Genomic DNA, 17,354 nt, shown 5'->3' on the forward strand with positions numbered 1-17,354 from the left:
GGGGGCCTTCGGGTCAGACGGAAAGAGGAATGGGGGATGCCGCGCGGCGGCGGACGGCGTCGACGGTCGCGCGGAGCACCCACGACAGCCCGGCGCCGGCGATCGCGGTCGCGGCGATGGTGGCGCCCGCGGCGGTGGCCCCGTGCCAGGAGACGAGCAGGCCCACGGCGACGGCGGCGGAGCCCACGACGGCGGCGAGCAGCATGGTCGTCGGGATGCGCGCGGTCCACTGCCGCGCCGCCACCGCGGGGGCGACGAGCAGACCCACCACCAGGAGCGAGCCGACCGCCTGGTACGACGCGACCACGGCGAGGGTGACCAGGCCGACGAGCACCGTCTGCGCGATCCGGGGACGCAGCCCCAGCACCGTCGCGACGCGCTCGTCCACGGCGGCGGCGACGAGTGCGCGATGGGCAAGCACCGCCGTGGCCACGCCGATCGCGGCGGCGATCGCGAGCACGACGAGATCGTCCGCGCCGACCGCGAGGATGTCGCCGAACAGGATCGCCGTGGCATCCGTCGCGAAGCTCCCCGCGTGCGAGATGACGATCACACCGAGCGCCAGCATGCCGACGAACAGCAGCCCGATGCTCGTGTCGTACGAGAGCTTCGCCCGGCGCTGGAGGGCGCCGATACCGAGGCTCATCACGATGGCACTCGCGGCCGCACCGAACAGCACCGGCACGCCCGCGACGGTCGCGAGGGCGACGCCGGGGAGCATCCCGTGGGCCAGCGCCTCGCCCAGGAAGGCCATCCCCCGCACGATCACCCAGGTACCCGCCACCGCGCACAGCACGGCCACGAGGACGCCGCCCCACAGGGCACGCATCACGAAGTCGAGGGAGAAGGGATCGGTGAGCCAGGACACGATGTCCGACCGTAGCGTTAAGTGATAACGATTCTCAAACTCGTATGATGGATGCCGTGCACCCCCCTTCCGAACCCGTCGCCGCCCTCACCGCCCACGCCGTGCGCGTGTCGTTCGGCGACACGACCGCACTCGACGGAGTGGGGCTCGTCGTGGCGCGCGGCCGTCTCACCGTGATCGTCGGCGCCAACGGCGCCGGCAAGTCGACGCTGCTCGAAGTCCTCGCGGGGGCTCGCGAGCCGTCGTCCGGGCGCGTCGAAACCCACGGGTCCTCACGCTCGTTCGTCCCGCAGCGCGCGGCGGTGGGCGAGCACCTCCCCTTGACCGTGCGCGACGTCGTGACGATCGGCGCATGGGGACGAACGGGGCCCTTCCGCCGCCTGCGGCCCGCCGACCGCACAGCCATCGACGACGCCCTGCGCCGCCTCGACATCGTGGATCTCGCGCGGCGCCCCTTCGGCATCCTGTCGGGCGGCCAGCGGCAGCGGGCCCTCCTCGCCCAGGGGCTCGCCCGCGGCGCCGACGTCCTGCTGCTCGACGAACCCACGACCGGCCTCGACGCGGCGAGCGCGAAGCTCAACCGGACGGCCGTCGCCCGCGAGATCGAGCGCGGAGCCACGGTCGTGTGCGTCAGCCACGACCAGCGCCTCATCGCCGCCGCCGATCACGTCGTCGAGCTGACCGACGGCCGCGTCGTGCGCAGCGGGGTCGAAGGCGTCAGCTTCGAGCGCGAACGCGCTCGGTGATGCGCGCGAGCATCTCCGCGGCGGCGGCAGCGACGTCGGCCGGCTCGGAGCGCACGGCCTCTTCGACCTCGCGGGGGAAGCGTCGCAGCGCCACCCACGGCTCGTCATCCATGTCGACCTCGAGGTAGATGTGGTTGACGCGGCGATCCTCGGCGTCGAGTTCACGTCGCAACAGGCCACGGCCGATCAGGCGATCGACGAGCGTCGTGACACCGGCGGCGGTGACTCCGAGATGCGCGCGCAGGTTGGACGGGCGGATACCGGGCTCTTCGGCGATGCACGACATGGCCGACGCCTCGAGTTCGCTGACGTTCAGGTCACGACGCGCGCGGGCGATGGCCTCGTCGCGGGCCGCGACGTAGTCGTCGAGCGCCGAGAGCAACGCAGAGGGAAGCGACATGTCGACCCCCCTCCGAGTGCGATCCGGCCGATCGCTCGACTCCACTCTAGTGAGGAATCCGAATATTTCGCGAAGATAATTAACAGCGTGAAATACGTGGTACGTTAGAAGTCAACGCGACCCGACCACTCGACGAAGGAGATCATCATGGCCACGCTGTTCTACGGTTCCGACACCGCCCCCATCTCCCTCCCCGATCGCCTGATGGGCTACATCAAGGTGATCACGTCGACGAAGCTGCGCCGCGGGGAGTCTTTCACGCTCACCTGGACCGGCACCGACGAGGAGAGCGGCCGCTCGACAATCTGGCTCCAGCCCGCCATCCCCCTGCGCTTCGTCTTCGAGTCCCCCGAGCCCGAGCAGCTCGTCGGCGATTACCTCCGCTCCTTGGCCGATCAGGCGAACGCCGCTTCCGGCCTCGTCGTGGACACCCGCACGTGGGAGGCCGCCGAACAGGCATCCCGTACGCCGGTCCACTCCGCTCGCGCGGCTGCAGCCGGCCGCCCGGTGCGAGCCGCCTGATACCACGCTTCGCCACCCGGCGCCGCACGCCCCCCACGCCCTCCATAATGTGGGGGGCGTGTGACATTCATGCGCCTGAATCGAGGTGACGGATGCCGGTACGAAAGCTGCTCGACAAGGCGCTGCTCGAGGCGTGGCTGACGGACTTCCGCGGCCTCGGCTACCTCACCGGCAGCGACATCCGTGTCCTGGAGCAGGATGACGACGCCGATCCCGACGCCGACATCGGTCTGATCGTCGTCGACCTGAGCAACGCCAAGACGATCACCTACCTGCAGCCGATCGCGGGTGGCGACGGCACGTGGAAGGCGACGATGGAGGCACGCGACGCCACCATCGAGCTCGGTGCGGTCGAGCTCGTCAACCTCGGCAACGAGGTCAACGTCCTCGGCGCGCTCGTCGCGTTCCTCGAGACCAAGTCGAAGGCGCTGCTCGCCGCCTGTTGACGGGCGATGCGTCGCCGCGGGGCGGCGGACGCGGAGTCTCCGCGTCGTCGAGTCCCGATCTCGCGTCGCCCCGTCGCCGTGCGCGCGTCCGCGCGGACGATCCCCGCTCGGGAAAAGAAAAACCCCTCCGCGAGGAGGGGTTTGTTCTTCCGGTGGCGAGTGAGGGATTCGAACCCCCGAATGCAATGCAGTCTGATTTACAGTCAGATCCCTTTGGCCGCTTGGGTAACTCGCCAGATGCGCACCCGCCCGGCTTTCTCAGTCGACCAGAGGCGCGAGAAACCACTCTACTATCCCCGGAGGGGTGCCTCAAACCACGCGCGCCGTCACTCGGGCGTCCGCAGCAGTGCTCCCTCGTGTCGGCAGGTGGCGGCGGCCACGTCCATGGCGCGCGAGAGCACGGCATTCCACTCCTCCGCCGTCGCGGGCAGGCGGTCGCGCACGAGGGCGGCGGTCGTGGCGAGCACGGCGTCGCCCCCTCCCATCGTGTCGACGATGCGGCCCGGCAGTTCGGAGATCCCCCGCGACACCGAGGTGCCGTCGGCGTCGATCGCCGCTCCCCCGGCGCCGTACGTCGCCAGCACCGCGCCGACGCCGAGGGCGACGAGCTTCTCGCGGAGCTGCTCGAGCGGCGCGTCATAGAGCAGACGCGCATCGTCCTCGCCGACCTTCACGAGCAGCGCTCCGGATGCCGCCTTCTCGAAGCCGCGGACGAACTCGGTGCGATCGTGGAGCATGCCGCTGCGGGGGTTCGGGTCGATCGCGAGGGGCGTCGACGGCGAGGCCGTGGCATCCACGAGCAGGTCGGTCTGCTCGCGATCGTCGAAGGGGAAGCAGCTCACGACGACCATCGGGGCGGCGGCGATCGCGGCGTGCTCGGCGTCGCCGTACGAGACGCGGCGGTTCTGGGCGGCGTCGTTGAACACGTACTCGGGCTCACCACCCGGCGAGCGCGTGCTGACAGCGCGCGACGTGCCGTGCTCCGACGGGCTCGCGAGCAGCTCGACGTCGTACTGCTCGAGGTAGCGGCGGATCTGCTCCCCCGCGTCGTCGTCTCCGACCATGGCGATGAGGGATGCCGGCACTCCGAGCCTCGACAGGCCCACGGCCACGTTGAGCCCCGCTCCGCCGACGAACTCGCGCACGCCCGTCTCGTCTCGCAGCTCGTCGATGAGGGCGTCGCCGATCACGACCACGCGTCCGGTCACCGGGTCACCTCCGCGGCATCGAGCACGCGCGAGACGAACTCCTCGGTGCGGCGCTTGGTGCCGTCGATCTTGCGGTCGACGCTCGCGCGGATCTCGCTGGGGGCGAGCGGGGCCGCGAGGCGCACCGTCTCGTGACACGACAGGTCGGCGCAGATGTAGGTGCCGACGGTGTCGCCGTGCTCTCCCGCCTCGCCGGCCTTGCGCGCCGTGAACAGCGACACCTGGTCTCCGGGCTGCATCGTGTGGCAGAGGTTGCACATCGCCGACCGCGCGCGGGACTGCCCCTCGGCCGCCCGCAGCACGACAGCCGTGGGCTCGCCGTCGTGCTCCGTGAGCACGTAGCCGCGCCCGCGCGTGCGGGGGTCGCGCCACGCGAGGAAGTCGAGGTGGTCCCAGTCCGCCAGCAGGAAGTCGTGGGGTAGGGCGATGATCCGCAGCTCGTCGGGGGTGGCGTTGACGAACGCGTCCCTGACCTCGTCTTCGGTGAGTGCTCGCATGGCATCCGAGTCTACGAGCGACACGGAGCCGTGGCGCCTGCCGGTCTCACTTCGTCACCGTCACCCAGGCCCGTTCCGTGTCCGAATCGACGGTGAGCACGACCTGCACGGTGCCCGACAACCCGACGCCGTACGTGTTCCCCTGCGGCGCCGAGGAGTCGCACCGGAACGTCCCGCTGGTCAGCACGGCACCCTCCCCGTCCGGGGTGGAGTCGCGCAGCGCATACGTCATCCGTTCCCCTCCTTCGCATTGGCCCGAGACCGTCAGCGCGTCGCCCGCGTCGAAGGCGTCGGAGAGCACGGTGTCGGTGGTGTTCACCCCGTCGACCACTTCGAAGACGGCACGGGCGACCTCGGCGGGCCCGGCGGAAGGCACCGCGTACGGACGGGGGGTCTGCGACACCGGCGTGGCGGTCGGCGCCGGGGAAGGCTCGGTCGCCGGTTCGGCGTCGGGTGCGCACCCCGCGGCTCCGATCACCACCAGAGCGAGCACGGTCAGGACGATGGGTGTTCCACGCACGGCCATCACCCGACGCTAGGCGCGACCGCGCCGGGTGTCGAGGCGCTGTGCATTCGAGGGACACGACGTCCAGCCCCGGGACGCCACTCCTGCGCGCCGGTACCTTTGGATCATGGCTGACTCATCGTTTGACATCGTCTCCAAGATCGACCGGCAGGAAGCCGACAACGCCCTCAACCAGGCGCACAAAGAGGTCGAGCAGCGCTACGACTTCAAGGGCACCGACGCCTCCATCGCGTGGAGCGGCGAGTCGATCGTCATCAAGGCGAACTCCGAGGAGCGCGCGAACGCCGTGCTCGACGTGTTCCAGACCAAGCTCATCAAGCGCGGCATCTCGCTCAAGAGCCTCGACAGCGGCGAGCCGGTGCAGAGCGGCAAGGAATACCGCATCACCTCCACGCTGAAGGAGGGCATCTCGCAGGAGAACGCGAAGAAGATCGGCAAGATCATCCGCGACGAAGGCCCCAAGGGCGTGAAGTCGCAGATCCAGGGCGACGAGCTGCGCGTGCAGTCGAAGTCGCGCGACGACCTGCAGGAGGTGCAGCGCCTTCTCAAGGCCGCCGACCTCGACGTCGACCTGCAGTTCACGAACTACCGCTGAGCCCGTCCGCGGGGAGGATGACATGGCCGTCCGCGTCGATCTGAACATCTCCCTCGACGGCGTCGCCGCGCCCGCCGATCCGACGCCCGAGAACCCCATGGGCGCGGACTGGGGCCGGCTCGTCGAGGACTACATGGCGACGCGCACGTTCCGCGCGCGCGTGTTCGGCGACGCTTCCGGTGCCGGTACCACCGGGATCGACGACCGCTATGCCGCCGCGTACTTCGAGGGCATCGGCGCAGAGGTGATGGGGGCCGCGATGTTCGGCCTCCATTCCTTCCCCGACGACCCCGACTGGCGCGGATGGTGGGGCGACGAACCGCCGTTCCGTGTGCCCGTCATCGTGCTGACGCATCGACCGCGCGAGCCGATCTCGTTCGCCAACGGCACGCGCTTCGAGTTCTCGTCGGAGGCGATCTCGGCTGCCGTCGCCCGAGCACGCGATCTCGCCGACGGCGCCGATGTCCGTGTCGGCGGCGGACTCTCCACCGTCCGCGCCGCCCTGGCCGCCGGCCTCGTCGACCGCCTGCATGTGGCGGTGCGCCCCGTGATCCTCGGTCGCGGCGGCCGCTTGTGGGACGACCTCCCCGGTCTCGACACCGGCTACACGGTCGCCTCGGAGGTCGCGGAGAGCGGCGTCGTCCACGTGACCTTCTCGCGATGAGCCGGCCGCTCGACCCCCTGACCTGCCCGACGTGCGGCGATCCGTTGCGCTTCGAGATCCTCGACGACGAGCGCTTCCTCGTCGCGTGGTCGTGCGTGAACTGCGGCCTGATCCGCACGACCGAGCCGGTGTGACCGTGCCGCGGGCGCGACGAGAACCGACGCCCGGGCCGGCCGTCAGTTGATGATCTCGGCGTTCTCGTCGCGCAGCGTCATCAGGCGCTCGCGCCACGAAGCCAACGCCTCGGGGGTGAGTCGCGTCCAGTCGTCGCGCTCCGCGAGGATGCGCAGAGGGGACGTGGTGCGGAACGAGCGGGTCGGGTTGCCCGGGAACTTCTTGTCGGAGACGTTCGGGTCGTTCTCGAAGGCTCCCAGTGGTTCGACCTCGTAGACGCGGGGTGGCGCGTCTCCGGGGATGATCTCGGCGGCCAGGCCGGCCCCGTCGAGCAGCGCCGTGAAGTAGACGTGGTTCATCACGATCTCGGGGCGGTAGTTCGACCGGAAACCGGGGGTGAGGAGGTCGCCCACGCCGAGAGCCGCCTTCGTGCCGTGAAAGAACGGACCGGGGTCGAGCACGTCATCCATTCCGTGAGTGTCGCACGTTGCGTGGCGAACGCGCGTCAGTACGTCAACGCCGCCAGGACGGCATCGGCGATCGCCCGGTGCCCGGCGTCGTTCGGGTGGAACTCGTCGCCCGCCCCGGCGAAGGTGTCGCGCCCCGCGGGCCCGTGGAAGTCCGCGTTCGCGAACGGTTCGGCGAGCGACACGTACACGCCGGCGCGCGCGGCGCACGTGCGCGAGACGACCTCGTCGTAGGCCCCGCCGTCGGCGGTCCAGGTGCCGAGGCACACGAGCCCGGCCCGGGGGGATGTCGACCGGATGCGATCGAGCAGGCTCGCGTACTGCTGCTCGAAGTCGGCGAGAGGGGTCGGCACGCCGACGTCGTTGGTGCCGAGCTCGACGACGGCGACTCCGACGTCGGCGGGCACGTCGGTCACGGCCGCGACCGTCGACAGCGTCTGCTGCGCCTGCGCGGCACCCGTGATGTCGACCCGTCCGATCTCGGCGGCCACCAGGTGGATGAAACCCTCGTCCTTGGTGGTGGCGAAGAACCCGGCGGTGAGCGAATCCCCGGCCACGAGCATGCGGACGCTCTCGTCGCCCTTCCGCTCGACGAGCACGGTTCCCGGCCGCGCCGTCGGCGTCGGCGTCGGAGTGGGCGTCGGCGTCGGCGTCGGGGTGGGCGTCCGGGTAGCAGATGCGCTCGGCCGGGGGGACGCGGATGCCGCGGGGGCCGTCTCCGGCGCGTTCCGTCCGGCGGAGATCACCACGGCGGCGACACCGACGACGGCCGCGACCGCGACGACGCTGATCGCGACCGTCCAGGCCGCTCGGGGACGCAACGAGGGACTCAGCCCTCGATGCCGTTGATCATCTGGGTGATCTCGCGCTCGGTGTCGCGTCCCACGTTGCGTTCCTCCTGCAGCGAGGGCATGTCGCTCTCGTCGTCGACGGTGGGGTTCTCGAAGGGCTGCTTCTTCTCGTGGTCCATGTACCGATGCTCACATGTCGGCGGGCGCGATGCGAGGGGTTGCGGGCCGTGTCATCCGCGAAGGGAATCGTCGCGCCACTCCACGCAGACCACCTCGCCGCGGAACACCGCCTCCTCCCGCTGACGCAGTTCGACCCGGCGGATCTTGCCCGAGATCGTCTTCGGCAGGTCGAAGAACTCCACGCGACGCACGCGCTGGAAGGGAGCCAGTCGCTCGCGCGCGAAGCGCAGGATGTCCAGCGCCACCTCTTCGCCCTCCTCGTGCCCGCCCGCCAGCACGATGTACGCCTTGGGGACGGCGAGGCGCAGGTCGTCGGGGGCGGGGACGACCGCGGCCTCGACGACGGCGGGGTGCTCGATGAGGACGCTCTCGAGCTCGAACGGACTGATCTTGTAATCCGACGCCTTGAAGACGTCGTCGGTGCGGCCGATGTAGGTGATGCTGCCGGTCTCGTCGCGGCGGGCGACGTCGCCGGTGTGGAAGAGATCGTCGGCGAACGCCTCGGCGTTGCGCTCGGCATCCCCCACGTACCCCGTCATGAGGTTGACCGGGCGCGCGGACAGGTCGATGCAGATCTCGCCCTCGTCGGTGCGCTCACCGGTCACCGGATCGACCAGCACGACCGGGCACCCCGGGAGCGGACGCCCCATCGACCCCGGCACGAGGTCGGCGCCGGGCGTGTTCGCCACGACCGCCGTCATCTCGGTCTGCCCGTAGCCGTCGCGGATGTCGAGGCCCCACGCCCGCTGCACCGAGGCGATGACCTCGGGATTGAGCGGCTCGCCCGCCGACACGACCTCGCGCAGCGCCCCACGGCGGCCGGTCAGGTCGGCCTGGATGAGCATGCGCCACACGGTCGGCGGAGCGCAGAAGGTCGAGACACGGTCGCGCTCGAGCTCGGCCAGGAGGCGCTCGGCCGAGAAGCGCGCGTAGTTCAGGGCCAGCACTGTCGCGCCCGCGATCCACGGCGCGAAGAACAGGCTCCACGCGTGCTTCGCCCATCCCGGAGAGCTGATCGCCAGGTGCACGTCGCCGGGCTGCAGTCCGAGCCAGTACATGGTGCTGAGGTGTCCGACCGGGTACGAGGCGTGCGTGTGCTCGACGAGCTTCGGCTTCGACGTCGTTCCCGAGGTGAAGTACAGCAGCAGGCGCTCATCGGCGGTGGTTCCCGGATGCCCTGCCGGCTCGGCATCCTGGAGGAAGGCGTCGTCGTACGAGACCCAGCCCGGGTGGGTTCCGCCCACGACGATGCGGCCGAGGCCCTCGGGCAGGTCGTCGAACTTGTCGGCGTCGGCGGCTCCCACCACGACGTGGCGGATGTCGGCGCGCGCGATGCGGTCGCCCAGGTCGACGCGGCCGAGGGCGGTCGTGGTGGGGGCGATGACCCCGCCGAGCTTCATGATGGCGAGCATCGCCTCCCAGAGCTCCACCTGATTGTTCAGCATGAGCAGCACGGCGTCGCCGCGAGCGACGCCCTGCGACGACAACCAGGCCGCGACCTGATCGGAGCGACGCGCGAGCTCGTCGAAGGTGCGCTCGTGGTGCGTCTCGTCGTCGTCGACCACGATGAGCGCCGTCGCGTCGTTCCCCCGCGCCATCGGGTCGAACCAGTCGATCGCCCAGTTGAACGGCCCCTCGAAGCGGGGCCACGCGAAGGCGGCGGCGCGCGCCGGGTCGGTGCGGGCGGCGAGGAGTTCGTCTCGGGCGGCACGGTAACGCTCGGTCGCGGACGTCGACGCGGATGCGGTGGGGATCATGGTGCTCCTTGGATCGCGTTCTACGCTAGACCCGTCGGTTCGCGACGCCGTCGCAGCTCGCACCAGACGCGAGAACCTACGTATTGCGCACCTCCGACGCCGGATGATCAACGCCAGTTTGACTCAGTCCTGTGCTCCGAGAGCGACGCCGTTTCGGATACTCACTCCACAACTGAGAGTAGGGACTGTCGATGCGTCGCTTAACGCGGAGCACCTCATTCGGCTCCGCAAAGACAGCGCCGGGCACAACGTACTGTGGCACGTCGAGGTCAGGCAAACCAAGCCAGTCGAACCCTGATGGACGCGTCACCACGTGACGCGCCCCTCGCGGAGCCGCGAAATAGTACTCGCTTCGCCCCCACCGGTCGTGAACCGCATCCTCGAGCCGAAATTCCACTAGCGACAAGCCTGCCGACTCCAGCGTGCGGAGACTGACCTCAATCTCGCGAAGGGCCGTCTCGATCTGTTCTACACCGCCTGCCGTCTTCCTGTAGTGCTGGTGCTCGTTACGGACGTCAGCTACCTTTCCGCGTTGCAAAGACCTGGCAATCTCGCGTAGTTGTTCTCGCAGACGCACCCTGGAGCGTTCCGTGAGGTTCAGGTATGGCACAGTTTTTTTAAATGGGAATTTCTTCAGTTCACTCCCCCGGGCATAGGCGGGAATATCCTCCGTCGACCGACCGAAGGAGTCGCCTTCTTCTTCTACGCACTCAAGCCCTTTCGACAGGAACTCAAATCCCCTGATCAAGGTGTAAAGATCGAGTTTCTCGGAGAGGAAATCAAAAGACATGACATTATCTTCAAGCTTGTCTGCCGCTTCTTGCACCAACCCCATTCCTCGCGCGTAATCTGACTCCAATCCATATTCGAAGGGGTTGGCATCAGCAGAGTGGTCATGCATCAACACCCATGCGGAGAATGCGAGGGCCTCAGAAAGATACCGCTCGAGCTCTCGGAAAAACTTGCTTGCGGTCCCCAGGAATTCCTCCGTTTCCCTGGCTCCGGGAGTATGCGATGCCTTGGCAAGACCCGATAGCTTCTGATGCAAGCGCCAGAACTCCGCCCGGGGGTCCTGTTCGTCATGCAATGGATACCCCAGTTTCCACATGATTTTGCTAACAATATCCTGGTCCGGGTCAGACAACCCCTGCGTGACTCCGACATTCTTCGCGAGGCGCAAGACATACGACTTGCGCGGCATCACTAGCCGCTCGATACATTCCGCTGGGGAGGTAACTCTGAAGAACGTGTCGATGCGCTCGGCGAGAGTCTCGCCCTCCACATCCCGAATCTGCCATGACAATTCTTCGACTTCTTCGCCCGCAAGAAAGTCAGTCAATGATCGAATTTCATGCTTCAAGCGCAGCATCGCGAATCCCTCATCCTGCGAGGAGAAGCGCACGCCATGTGATCCAAGTTCAGGGAGTAACCCAAAAGCACCAGAGCGGCGGTCCCGGTTGATTACAGGTTGACGGACCTCACCGACCGGCACATCGATCTTGCCTTCCTGAACCAGCTGATCGAGAGCGTCCCGGATCGAGCTTTCTCTCGCTAGCAAGACAATCTGCATCAACTGTGCGTGATCCAGCGAGGACGTCAGCTCCCCAGCTTTTCCCACTTTCAGGAACGGCCCGACGTCGGCGCGAAGATCACCTGCCGTTCCATCGAGTAAATGATTCACCAGCGCTCTGAGCTCGGACACGTCCAATCCGTCACCGACGAGGGTGGCGGAGACGCCAACATGAGCATCACTAAAAAGGAGAGCCGGCACGTCGCGTATGTCGTCAGCGGCTCCGAACCAGTCGAAGTTCTTCTCCTCATCACCTCCGAGGAACACGTTGAACCTCTCGCGATGCGCATTAATTCCGGCCGCGTCGCTGGTGCTGAGATGCACTCGGTGCACCACATCGCACATGGAGTCCGAGCAATGAAATGCTTGAATTCGTCGACCTGAGTGGATTTGACGTGTCGACCGAGATTGACGCAAGCCGTACGGGCCGACCACAAATCGGCCGTACTGATGCACTCCCCGTGGTGTTGCGTCAAGGAACCGTTGAGTCTCAGCGTACGAGAGTACCGCCTGCCCCTCGTCGAACATCGACGCGTACGCATCGTAGGAGTCTCGACCGAAGTCGTAGGCAAAACGGATGTTTCCAGCGATTATCTCTTCGCTGATGCCTCGAGCCAGCTGCTTCAGATCGGTCGACTCCAGGTCGACGAAGAGATCGCGTTGACCGATGGCCAGCGCACACAGCAGCCGCGCTTCCTTGGCCGGTATCCGGTCAGTGCGAGCGGTGGCCGCTTTAGAGAAGATCTGATCCCCCACGGGAGTCAGATGAATAGACGCGTTGATGCGGTCCGAGATTGTGTAGTCGTGCGCGATCACGCAGTCGGCCAAGATACGCATTAGGTCCACGAGTCTCACAAATCTCTCTCGGAGATCGTCCGTGGGAAGCTCTTTTAGCACCTCGGGAGCTAGATTCGGAATCACCGGACACCTCTCGTTCGAGTTGCCAACAACATACTGGCCAACTGGGCGCCGTGCGAGTACCAGCTCGCAATGGTCCACCGACGAGCGGAATGATCTTACGATCCGTCTTCCAGCTGTCCCAGGGCTGAATATTGCAAGGGCGTGGAACGAGAAGCGGAAGCTCATCGCAGTGGGCGCAGCCCCGCGCCGAACGCCGCGTACGCGGCATCCCGTGCCGCCGGCGCCGACAGGAACACGTCGTGCAGCGCCCCGTCGATGCGGGCCAGGGTGACGGTCGCCGATATGCGGGTGGCGGCTCGCGCGATGTCGTCGACGACGAGTACCGAGTCGCTCGAGAGCATCGCGTCGTTTGTCTCATCAGGTCATCTGTAGGCAGTCACTCCTGCAATGGGGCGCAGTGACGGTTTCGGCGCAAGCGGTATGGGGTCGGGAGCTACTGGCGCGCGGATCCTCTTGTGACGGGGCGACGGGCCTACCCGGGCCAGGGACGTAGAGGTGCTCGATGCCGAGAACCGCCATGGCTCGGATGAGCGAGTCCAGTGACGACCCAGCCCCGCCTGTCTCAATGCGGCGGTACGTATGCACCGCAATCTGTGCATGATGCGCAATCTGTTCTTGAGAGGCGCCGCGTTTTCGCCGAGCTCGAAATACCTGACTCGCAACGCACCACAAGGCCTGTTCGACCTGTTCCACCGCACCCTCCGAGCCCGCCTCGTCAGATCCCGCATGTCTGGATACACCGGTGAACGTAGCGGCCCAGGGCCGTCATCGCTATCCCGCTTCACCCGTCGCCGGGCCGCTTCACCCGTTCACCTGGTAGTCACCATCCCCGGAAACGAGTCAAGGCATCTTGTGGTCTGGAACGCTCGGCTTCCGCACGTTTCGCTCGTCTCAGGTTCCAACTGGTGCCGTCAAAACGACCGAAGGTGAGGCGTGGAATGCAATCCGTACGTATTCAAAGACGATCGAGGACCAAGCTCGTAGGGGCCGTCCTCGGCGTGCTGTTGGCGAGCATCGCAGTAGTGCTGGGATCGGTTCCGGCGAACGCGACCGATGCACGCTGCACCTCCGACCAGCTACAGATCGACTGCGGAGTGATCTACAACACCTCCGGGGTCAACATCCGTATCGCAACCAATTTCTCCCCGACTTACAGCTCCTACGTCGGCACTGTGTCCGGCGTCACCGCGACACTCGGTGGCAACCAGAACTCGAATATCTTCAAGGACTCATCTGGGAGGTTCTACGACTGGGACGCAGTTTACGTTCCCCCCACGTCGTGCCTGACGATGAACGTCGGACCAGGATTCGGCGGCACCGTCGACTTCCGCAACACACGCTCCGACGGCGTTTGGTACAAGGTGAACAACCTCGGTGCGAACGTGCGCGGTCTCCGCTCCTGCTGATCACTTCATGTTATCGAACCAGACCCATGGCCCCATGCTCGAGCGGGCTAGAATCTCGGGCATGGGGCAGCATCCGACCCTCCGACGGCTCGTCGGCCTCGCGCTTTCCGTTCTGCTCGTCGGCACAGCCATATGGGTGACCTGGGAATCAGCCGGCTACTGGGCATCGTGTGCGAATGCATCGCGCACCACAATGAGCCCGGCGTGTTGGGAAGCGATAACGTCCTACGAATATGCGCCCCTGGTTGAGGTATGGGCAGTCCTCGGGCTCGCCGTCGTTGCCGCCGTTATCGCCAAGGTCCTTCCAGGGTTCTCGGCCCGGGTGTTCGCGATCGCTGCGGTGGTGACTGCATGTCCGCTCGTCGACGGCGGGTTCTTCTGGGTCGACTGGGGCAGTGCCGATGGCATACCCGGGCACGGCATTTGGACTGCGTGCTGGCTCGCCGTCACGGGGATGGTCGTACTCTTTTCATCGAGCACGGCAGCGGTTCGGACAAGCGAACGCGCTGATGACCGGGTCGTTACGGCGGCAGAACAACCACGAGACCGGACCAGCTGAGTAGCGCGCATTCTTTTATCGGAGCAGTGCCGTGTCGCCTATTTCGACAGAGTGCCTGAAGCGAGGCGAAGGCCGTAACTCTCATGTCGAGAAGGCGGGCAGGGGCGGCTGACCGTCCCTGCCCGCATCACGTTCTGCCGCGCCTGAGCGTCACCGGCGTCGGGTGACTCCGTCCTCCAGCGCCGCGTACGCGGCATCCCGCGCCGCGGGCGCCGACAGAAACACGTCGTGCAGCGCCCCGTCGATGCGGGCCAGGGTGACGGTCGCCGAGATGCGGGTGGCGGCTCGCGCGATGTCGTCGACGACGAGCACCGAGTCGCTCGAGAGCATCGCGTCGCTCCAGCTGAGCGCCGAGGTCGACCGCTTCGACAGCAGCACGAGGGCCGGGCACCCGACGTCGACCCCGGATGCCACCCGCGCGTGCCCCGCGATGATCGCCGCGAGCCAGCCGGGGTGGGTGGGAAAGCCCTGCGCCGGACGCCATCCGTCGGGGGCGTCGGGCAGCGTCCCGATCTCCCGCTGAGCGCGGGTGTAGAACCCCAGATCGACGACCGGATGGGTGCCGAGCGGGTCGAGCCGGGCGCGGACGTTCACGATCGGCGCGAGCGCCTGACGCCCGAGCGGGCCCAGCTGCAGCTCGAGCCACGGGCTGTTCAGCACGAGCAGATCGGCCACTCCCGGGTGTCGCGCCGCCCACAGCGTGAGGGTGAGGCCACCCGTGCTGTGCCCGAGCAGCACGAGGCGACGCCCCTCGCCGGCGGTGCCCATCGCATCGAGGGCCGCGGCGATGTCGGCGTCGTAGACGTCGAGCGACACGGTGTAGCCGGGTGTCTGACCGGGCCGGAGGCTGCGACCGTACTTGCGCAGATCGAGGGCGTGAAACCGCGCGCCGCGATCGGTGAAGAAGTGCGCGAGGTCGGTCTGGAAGAAATAGTCCGACCACCCGTGCACGTACAGCACGTCGACGTCGCGCCACTCCCCGAACAGGCGCGCGCCCGGGTGGGGACGTGAGCGCACGAGGGTGGCGACGACCTCCCCCTCGTCGTCGGGGCGCAGCGGGAGAGAACGCTGCTCGAAGCCCTCGCCGAGGACGTCCGGATGCCACTCGCCCATCGCCTCAGCCTACGGCGGCGATATCCGCCTCGAGGATGACGCAGCGCCCTCTGCCGGCGGACGCGCGGACGGCCGGGTCTTCCTAGCGTGGGAACGTGCACCCCCGTCACTGGCTCGTCCCCGCTCTCTCCGTCGCCGCCGCCTCGCTCGTCCTCGGTGGACTGACGAGCGTCGGCCAGACCGTGCTCCCCGCCGCCCTCGTGTCGTTCGCCAACTCGGCCGGCGGCTGGACGATGCTCGCGTTCGGTCTGGTCTGGCTGACGCGCGCACGTCCGCCGGTGGCCGCGGCGCTGGGCATCGTGTCGTTCGTGCTGCTGATCGAGGGCTACCGGATCGTTTCGGGCTGGCGCGGTTTCTTCTACGCCGAACCGTTCCAGGACACGTTCACGGTCATCGGAGTCTTCGCCGGGCCCGTGGTCGGACTCTCGGCGTCCCTTCTGCGCAGAGGTGCCGCCGCATGGAAGCCGTTCGCCGCCGCGCCCGTCGCCGCGGTGCTGATCGGCGAAGGGGTGTACGGCCTCACGGTCGTCGCCGCCTCGACGAGCCCGGTGTACTGGGTGGTGCAGATCGTGGCCGGCCTGGCGCTGATGACCGCCGCCGTGCATGCCGCGCGACACCGGATCGTACCCGCGGTCGTCGGCGTCGTCCTCGCGCTCGGCGGTGCGGCGGCGTTCATCGCCTTCTACCTCTGGTTGGGGCAGCTCGGCTCCGCCGGCTGAGGACCGGGACGGTCAGCTCGACGCCGAGGCCTCCTCGCGCGACGCCCGTTCCTTGGCGCGCTCCAGCGCGCGCTGGCGTGCGGCCCGGGCGTCCTCCTCGAGCTTCTCGGCCTTCGCCTCGTCGCGCGTGAGGTTCACGCCCGTCTCCGGGTCGAACAGGTGCAGCGAGTCCGGCGAGAACCACAGGCGCGCCGCGTCTCCCGCGCGGATGGAGCTCATGGCATCCAGGGCCACGACGAGTTCGGTCCGCAGGCTCTCGCCGTCGAGGTCGCGGTCGAGCTCCGACAGCTTCTCCTTCACCGTCTCGTCGGTCTCGTACGGCACGTAGGCGTAGAGCACCTCGCCGAGCCATTCCGTCATCTCGATGTCGAGCTCGGCGGTGATCCCTCCCGCGAGGTCGCGCTCGGTGGCATCCGCGTCTTCGAAGGCGTCGGGACGCACCCCGACGATGACGAGGTCGCGGCCCTCGACCGCTTTGCGCAGCCGGTCGTCGAGCGGCACGTCGGCGATGGGCAGGCGCAGCACGTCGCCGTCGACCGTGCCGCTGAGGAAGTTCATGGGCGGCGACCCGATGAAGCCCGCGACGAAGAGGTTCACCGGCTGGTCGTAGAGCCCGCGGGGGCTCGCGACCTGCTGCAGCTCACCCCGGCGCAGCACCGCGACCCGGTCGCCGAGGGTCATGGCCTCGGTCTGGTCGTGCGTGACGTAGACGGTCGTGATGCCGAGCGAGCGCTGCAGCCGCGCGATCTCGGTGCGCATCTGCCCGCGCAGCTTCGCGTCGAGGTTCGACAGCGGCTCGTCGAAGAGGAACGCGCTGGCGTTGCGCACGATCGCGCGCCCCATCGCCACGCGCTGGCGCTGACCGCCGGACAGGTTCGCGGGCTTGCGCTCGAGGTGCTCGTCGAGCTCGAGCAGCTTCGAGGCGCGTCGCACGCGCTCGTCGATCTCCTTGTCGTCGAGGTCGCTCGACTTCAGACGCATCGGGAAGGCGATGTTCTCGTAGACCGTGAGGTGCGGGTACAGCGCGTAGTTCTGGAAGACCATCGCGAGGTTGCGGTCCTTCGGCGCTTTGTCGTTGACGACCTCGTCGGCGATCTTGAGCTCTCCGTCGGAGATGTCCTCGAGACCGACGATCATGCGCAGCAGCGTCGACTTTCCGCAGCCCGAAGGCCCGACGAGGATCACGAACTCCCCGTCGGCGATGTCGAGGTCGACGCCCTTCACCGCGGTGAAGCCGTCGTCGTAGGTCTTGACGATCCTGTTGAGAGTGATGGATGCCATGGAC

The 17,354-nt window shown here is 67.7% G+C and carries 23 protein-coding genes, 1 tRNA gene and 1 pseudogene; 10 read left to right on the plus strand and 15 right to left on the minus strand.

The features are described 5' to 3' along the window. Positions 1-13: 13 nt before the first annotated feature. On the minus strand, positions 14-868 hold the full coding sequence (gene aztB / locus RWH45_RS11760) for a zinc ABC transporter permease AztB (protein WP_315995075.1): 855 nt from the start codon (positions 866-868) through the stop codon (positions 14-16). A 56-nt stretch (positions 869-924) separates the two neighbouring features. Between aztB and aztA the strand changes: the two genes are divergently transcribed. Beyond that, a complete protein-coding gene (gene aztA, locus RWH45_RS11765; RefSeq protein WP_315995076.1) occupies positions 925-1,614 on the plus strand; it encodes a zinc ABC transporter ATP-binding protein AztA in 690 nt (229 codons plus the stop codon). On the opposite strand, the gene RWH45_RS11770 is transcribed toward aztA, so the two are convergent. Continuing rightward, a complete protein-coding gene (locus tag RWH45_RS11770; protein WP_315995077.1) occupies positions 1,586-2,014 on the minus strand; it encodes a MarR family winged helix-turn-helix transcriptional regulator in 429 nt (142 codons plus the stop codon). The two genes, aztA and RWH45_RS11770, sit on opposite strands and share 29 nt — an antisense overlap. Before the next feature lie 147 nt (positions 2,015-2,161). Between RWH45_RS11770 and RWH45_RS11775 the strand changes: the two genes are divergently transcribed. Next, complete coding sequence (locus RWH45_RS11775) at positions 2,162-2,536, plus strand: DUF7882 family protein (protein ID WP_315995078.1); 375 nt, start codon at positions 2,162-2,164, stop codon at positions 2,534-2,536. A 92-nt stretch (positions 2,537-2,628) separates the two neighbouring features. Further along, a complete protein-coding gene (locus RWH45_RS11780) occupies positions 2,629-2,982 on the plus strand; it encodes a hypothetical protein (protein ID WP_315995079.1) in 354 nt (117 codons plus the stop codon). 153 nt (positions 2,983-3,135) lie between these two features. Here the strand turns inward: RWH45_RS11780 and RWH45_RS11785 are convergent. The 4 genes from RWH45_RS11785 to RWH45_RS11800 all read right to left on the minus strand — a co-directional run bounded on the left by RWH45_RS11785 (position 3,136) and on the right by RWH45_RS11800 (position 5,213). Beyond that, a tRNA-Tyr gene (locus RWH45_RS11785) sits at positions 3,136-3,217 on the minus strand. Between the two features lie 91 nt (positions 3,218-3,308). After that, positions 3,309-4,190, minus strand: a complete 882-nt coding sequence (locus RWH45_RS11790; RefSeq protein WP_315995080.1) for a PfkB family carbohydrate kinase — start codon at positions 4,188-4,190, stop codon at positions 3,309-3,311. Continuing rightward, positions 4,187-4,687 carry an FBP domain-containing protein gene (locus RWH45_RS11795; protein ID WP_315995081.1) on the minus strand — a complete coding sequence of 167 codons (501 nt, stop codon included), beginning with the start codon at positions 4,685-4,687 and terminating at the stop codon, positions 4,187-4,189. The genes RWH45_RS11790 and RWH45_RS11795 overlap by 4 nt, the downstream gene beginning before the upstream one ends. A gap of 46 nt (positions 4,688-4,733) precedes the next feature. Further along, a complete protein-coding gene (locus RWH45_RS11800) occupies positions 4,734-5,213 on the minus strand; it encodes a hypothetical protein (protein ID WP_315995082.1) in 480 nt (159 codons plus the stop codon). Positions 5,214-5,319: 106 nt separating this feature from the next. Between RWH45_RS11800 and RWH45_RS11805 the strand changes: the two genes are divergently transcribed. Genes RWH45_RS11805 through RWH45_RS11815 form a run of 3 tightly spaced genes read left to right on the plus strand, consistent with a single transcriptional unit; the run spans position 5,320 to position 6,606 of the window. After that, positions 5,320-5,808: a YajQ family cyclic di-GMP-binding protein gene (locus RWH45_RS11805; protein WP_315995083.1), complete on the plus strand. Its 489-nt coding sequence runs from the start codon at positions 5,320-5,322 to the stop codon at positions 5,806-5,808. Between the two features lie 22 nt (positions 5,809-5,830). Continuing rightward, positions 5,831-6,472: a dihydrofolate reductase family protein gene (locus RWH45_RS11810; protein ID WP_315995084.1), complete on the plus strand. Its 642-nt coding sequence runs from the start codon at positions 5,831-5,833 to the stop codon at positions 6,470-6,472. Next, positions 6,469-6,606 carry a hypothetical protein gene (locus RWH45_RS11815; protein ID WP_167494239.1) on the plus strand — a complete coding sequence of 46 codons (138 nt, stop codon included), beginning with the start codon at positions 6,469-6,471 and terminating at the stop codon, positions 6,604-6,606. Before RWH45_RS11810 ends, RWH45_RS11815 begins: the two co-directional genes overlap by 4 nt. Before the next feature lie 42 nt (positions 6,607-6,648). Here RWH45_RS11815 and arr read toward each other — a convergent pair whose 3' ends face one another. Both arr and RWH45_RS11825 read right to left on the minus strand, forming a co-directional pair. Then, complete coding sequence (arr, locus tag RWH45_RS11820) at positions 6,649-7,056, minus strand: NAD(+)--rifampin ADP-ribosyltransferase (RefSeq protein WP_315995085.1); 408 nt, start codon at positions 7,054-7,056, stop codon at positions 6,649-6,651. 35 nt (positions 7,057-7,091) lie between these two features. Further along, positions 7,092-7,610: an SGNH/GDSL hydrolase family protein gene (locus RWH45_RS11825; protein ID WP_315995086.1), complete on the minus strand. Its 519-nt coding sequence runs from the start codon at positions 7,608-7,610 to the stop codon at positions 7,092-7,094. On the opposite strand from RWH45_RS11825, the gene RWH45_RS11830 reads away from it, so the two are divergent. Then, entirely contained in the window at positions 7,591-7,902 is a 312-nt protein-coding gene (locus RWH45_RS11830; protein ID WP_315995087.1) for a hypothetical protein, read from the plus strand. The two genes, RWH45_RS11825 and RWH45_RS11830, sit on opposite strands and share 20 nt — an antisense overlap. Here RWH45_RS11830 and RWH45_RS11835 read toward each other — a convergent pair. The 5 genes and pseudogenes from RWH45_RS11835 to RWH45_RS16265 form a co-directional block, all read right to left on the minus strand. Next, positions 7,883-8,023 (minus strand): hypothetical protein, encoded by a 141-nt coding sequence (locus RWH45_RS11835; protein WP_315995088.1) that lies wholly within the window; start codon positions 8,021-8,023, stop codon positions 7,883-7,885. The two genes, RWH45_RS11830 and RWH45_RS11835, sit on opposite strands and share 20 nt — an antisense overlap. A 51-nt stretch (positions 8,024-8,074) precedes the next feature. Then, positions 8,075-9,781 (minus strand): AMP-binding protein, encoded by a 1,707-nt coding sequence (locus RWH45_RS11840; protein WP_315995089.1) that lies wholly within the window; start codon positions 9,779-9,781, stop codon positions 8,075-8,077. Between the two features lie 76 nt (positions 9,782-9,857). Continuing rightward, entirely contained in the window at positions 9,858-12,167 is a 2,310-nt protein-coding gene (locus RWH45_RS11845; protein WP_315995090.1) for a hypothetical protein, read from the minus strand. 266 nt (positions 12,168-12,433) lie between these two features. After that, positions 12,434-12,619: pseudogene (locus RWH45_RS11850) on the minus strand (alpha/beta hydrolase); the annotation flags it as partial. Between the two features lie 10 nt (positions 12,620-12,629). After that, a complete protein-coding gene (locus RWH45_RS16265; RefSeq protein ID WP_367575548.1) occupies positions 12,630-12,965 on the minus strand; it encodes a helix-turn-helix domain-containing protein in 336 nt (111 codons plus the stop codon). A gap of 245 nt (positions 12,966-13,210) precedes the next feature. Here RWH45_RS16265 and RWH45_RS11855 point away from each other — a divergent pair, with 245 nt between their 5' ends. After that, on the plus strand, positions 13,211-13,678 hold the full coding sequence (locus tag RWH45_RS11855) for a hypothetical protein (RefSeq protein ID WP_315995091.1): 468 nt from the start codon (positions 13,211-13,213) through the stop codon (positions 13,676-13,678). Between the two features lie 61 nt (positions 13,679-13,739). Further along, the gene (locus RWH45_RS11860; RefSeq protein ID WP_315995092.1) at positions 13,740-14,237 is read left to right on the plus strand and encodes a hypothetical protein; all 498 of its coding nucleotides are present in this window, start codon (positions 13,740-13,742) and stop codon (positions 14,235-14,237) included. 150 nt (positions 14,238-14,387) lie between these two features. Here RWH45_RS11860 and RWH45_RS11865 read toward each other — a convergent pair whose 3' ends face one another. Next, entirely contained in the window at positions 14,388-15,350 is a 963-nt protein-coding gene (locus RWH45_RS11865; RefSeq protein ID WP_315995093.1) for an alpha/beta hydrolase, read from the minus strand. 95 nt (positions 15,351-15,445) lie between these two features. Here RWH45_RS11865 and RWH45_RS11870 point away from each other — a divergent pair, with 95 nt between their 5' ends. Further along, positions 15,446-16,069, plus strand: a complete 624-nt coding sequence (locus tag RWH45_RS11870) for a DUF6518 family protein (protein ID WP_315995094.1) — start codon at positions 15,446-15,448, stop codon at positions 16,067-16,069. A 12-nt stretch (positions 16,070-16,081) separates the two neighbouring features. On the opposite strand, the gene RWH45_RS11875 is transcribed toward RWH45_RS11870, so the two are convergent. Further along, positions 16,082-17,350, minus strand: coding sequence for an ABC transporter ATP-binding protein (locus RWH45_RS11875; protein ID WP_315995095.1), 1,269 nt, complete (start codon positions 17,348-17,350; stop codon positions 16,082-16,084). Positions 17,351-17,354: the final 4 nt, after the last annotated feature.

The sequence above is a fragment of the Microbacterium galbum genome, from assembly GCF_032464915.1.
Taxonomy (GTDB): domain Bacteria; phylum Actinomycetota; class Actinomycetes; order Actinomycetales; family Microbacteriaceae; genus Microbacterium; species Microbacterium galbum.

Excerpts from the sequence above, each read along its gene's own strand:
- RWH45_RS11805 (WP_315995083.1), top strand. The coding sequence starts at position 5,320 with ATGGCTGACTCATCGTTTGACATCGTCTCCAAGATCGACCGGCAGGAA.
- RWH45_RS11855 (WP_315995091.1), top strand. The coding sequence starts at position 13,211 with ATGCAATCCGTACGTATTCAAAGACGATCGAGGACCAAGCTCGTAGGG.
- RWH45_RS11860 (WP_315995092.1), top strand. The coding sequence starts at position 13,740 with ATGGGGCAGCATCCGACCCTCCGACGGCTCGTCGGCCTCGCGCTTTCC.
- RWH45_RS11865 (WP_315995093.1), bottom strand. The coding sequence starts at position 15,350 with ATGGGCGAGTGGCATCCGGACGTCCTCGGCGAGGGCTTCGAGCAGCGT.
- RWH45_RS11795 (WP_315995081.1), bottom strand. The coding sequence starts at position 4,687 with ATGCGAGCACTCACCGAAGACGAGGTCAGGGACGCGTTCGTCAACGCC.
- RWH45_RS11780 (WP_315995079.1), top strand. The coding sequence starts at position 2,629 with ATGCCGGTACGAAAGCTGCTCGACAAGGCGCTGCTCGAGGCGTGGCTG.
- RWH45_RS11800 (WP_315995082.1), bottom strand. The coding sequence starts at position 5,213 with ATGGCCGTGCGTGGAACACCCATCGTCCTGACCGTGCTCGCTCTGGTG.
- RWH45_RS11840 (WP_315995089.1), bottom strand. The coding sequence starts at position 9,781 with ATGATCCCCACCGCATCCGCGTCGACGTCCGCGACCGAGCGTTACCGT.
- RWH45_RS11770 (WP_315995077.1), bottom strand. The coding sequence starts at position 2,014 with ATGTCGCTTCCCTCTGCGTTGCTCTCGGCGCTCGACGACTACGTCGCG.
- RWH45_RS11815 (WP_167494239.1), top strand. The coding sequence starts at position 6,469 with ATGAGCCGGCCGCTCGACCCCCTGACCTGCCCGACGTGCGGCGATCCG.
- RWH45_RS11875 (WP_315995095.1), bottom strand. The coding sequence starts at position 17,350 with ATGGCATCCATCACTCTCAACAGGATCGTCAAGACCTACGACGACGGC.
- RWH45_RS11810 (WP_315995084.1), top strand. The coding sequence starts at position 5,831 with ATGGCCGTCCGCGTCGATCTGAACATCTCCCTCGACGGCGTCGCCGCG.
- arr (WP_315995085.1), bottom strand. The coding sequence starts at position 7,056 with ATGGATGACGTGCTCGACCCCGGTCCGTTCTTTCACGGCACGAAGGCG.
- RWH45_RS11775 (WP_315995078.1), top strand. The coding sequence starts at position 2,162 with ATGGCCACGCTGTTCTACGGTTCCGACACCGCCCCCATCTCCCTCCCC.
- RWH45_RS11835 (WP_315995088.1), bottom strand. The coding sequence starts at position 8,023 with ATGGACCACGAGAAGAAGCAGCCCTTCGAGAACCCCACCGTCGACGAC.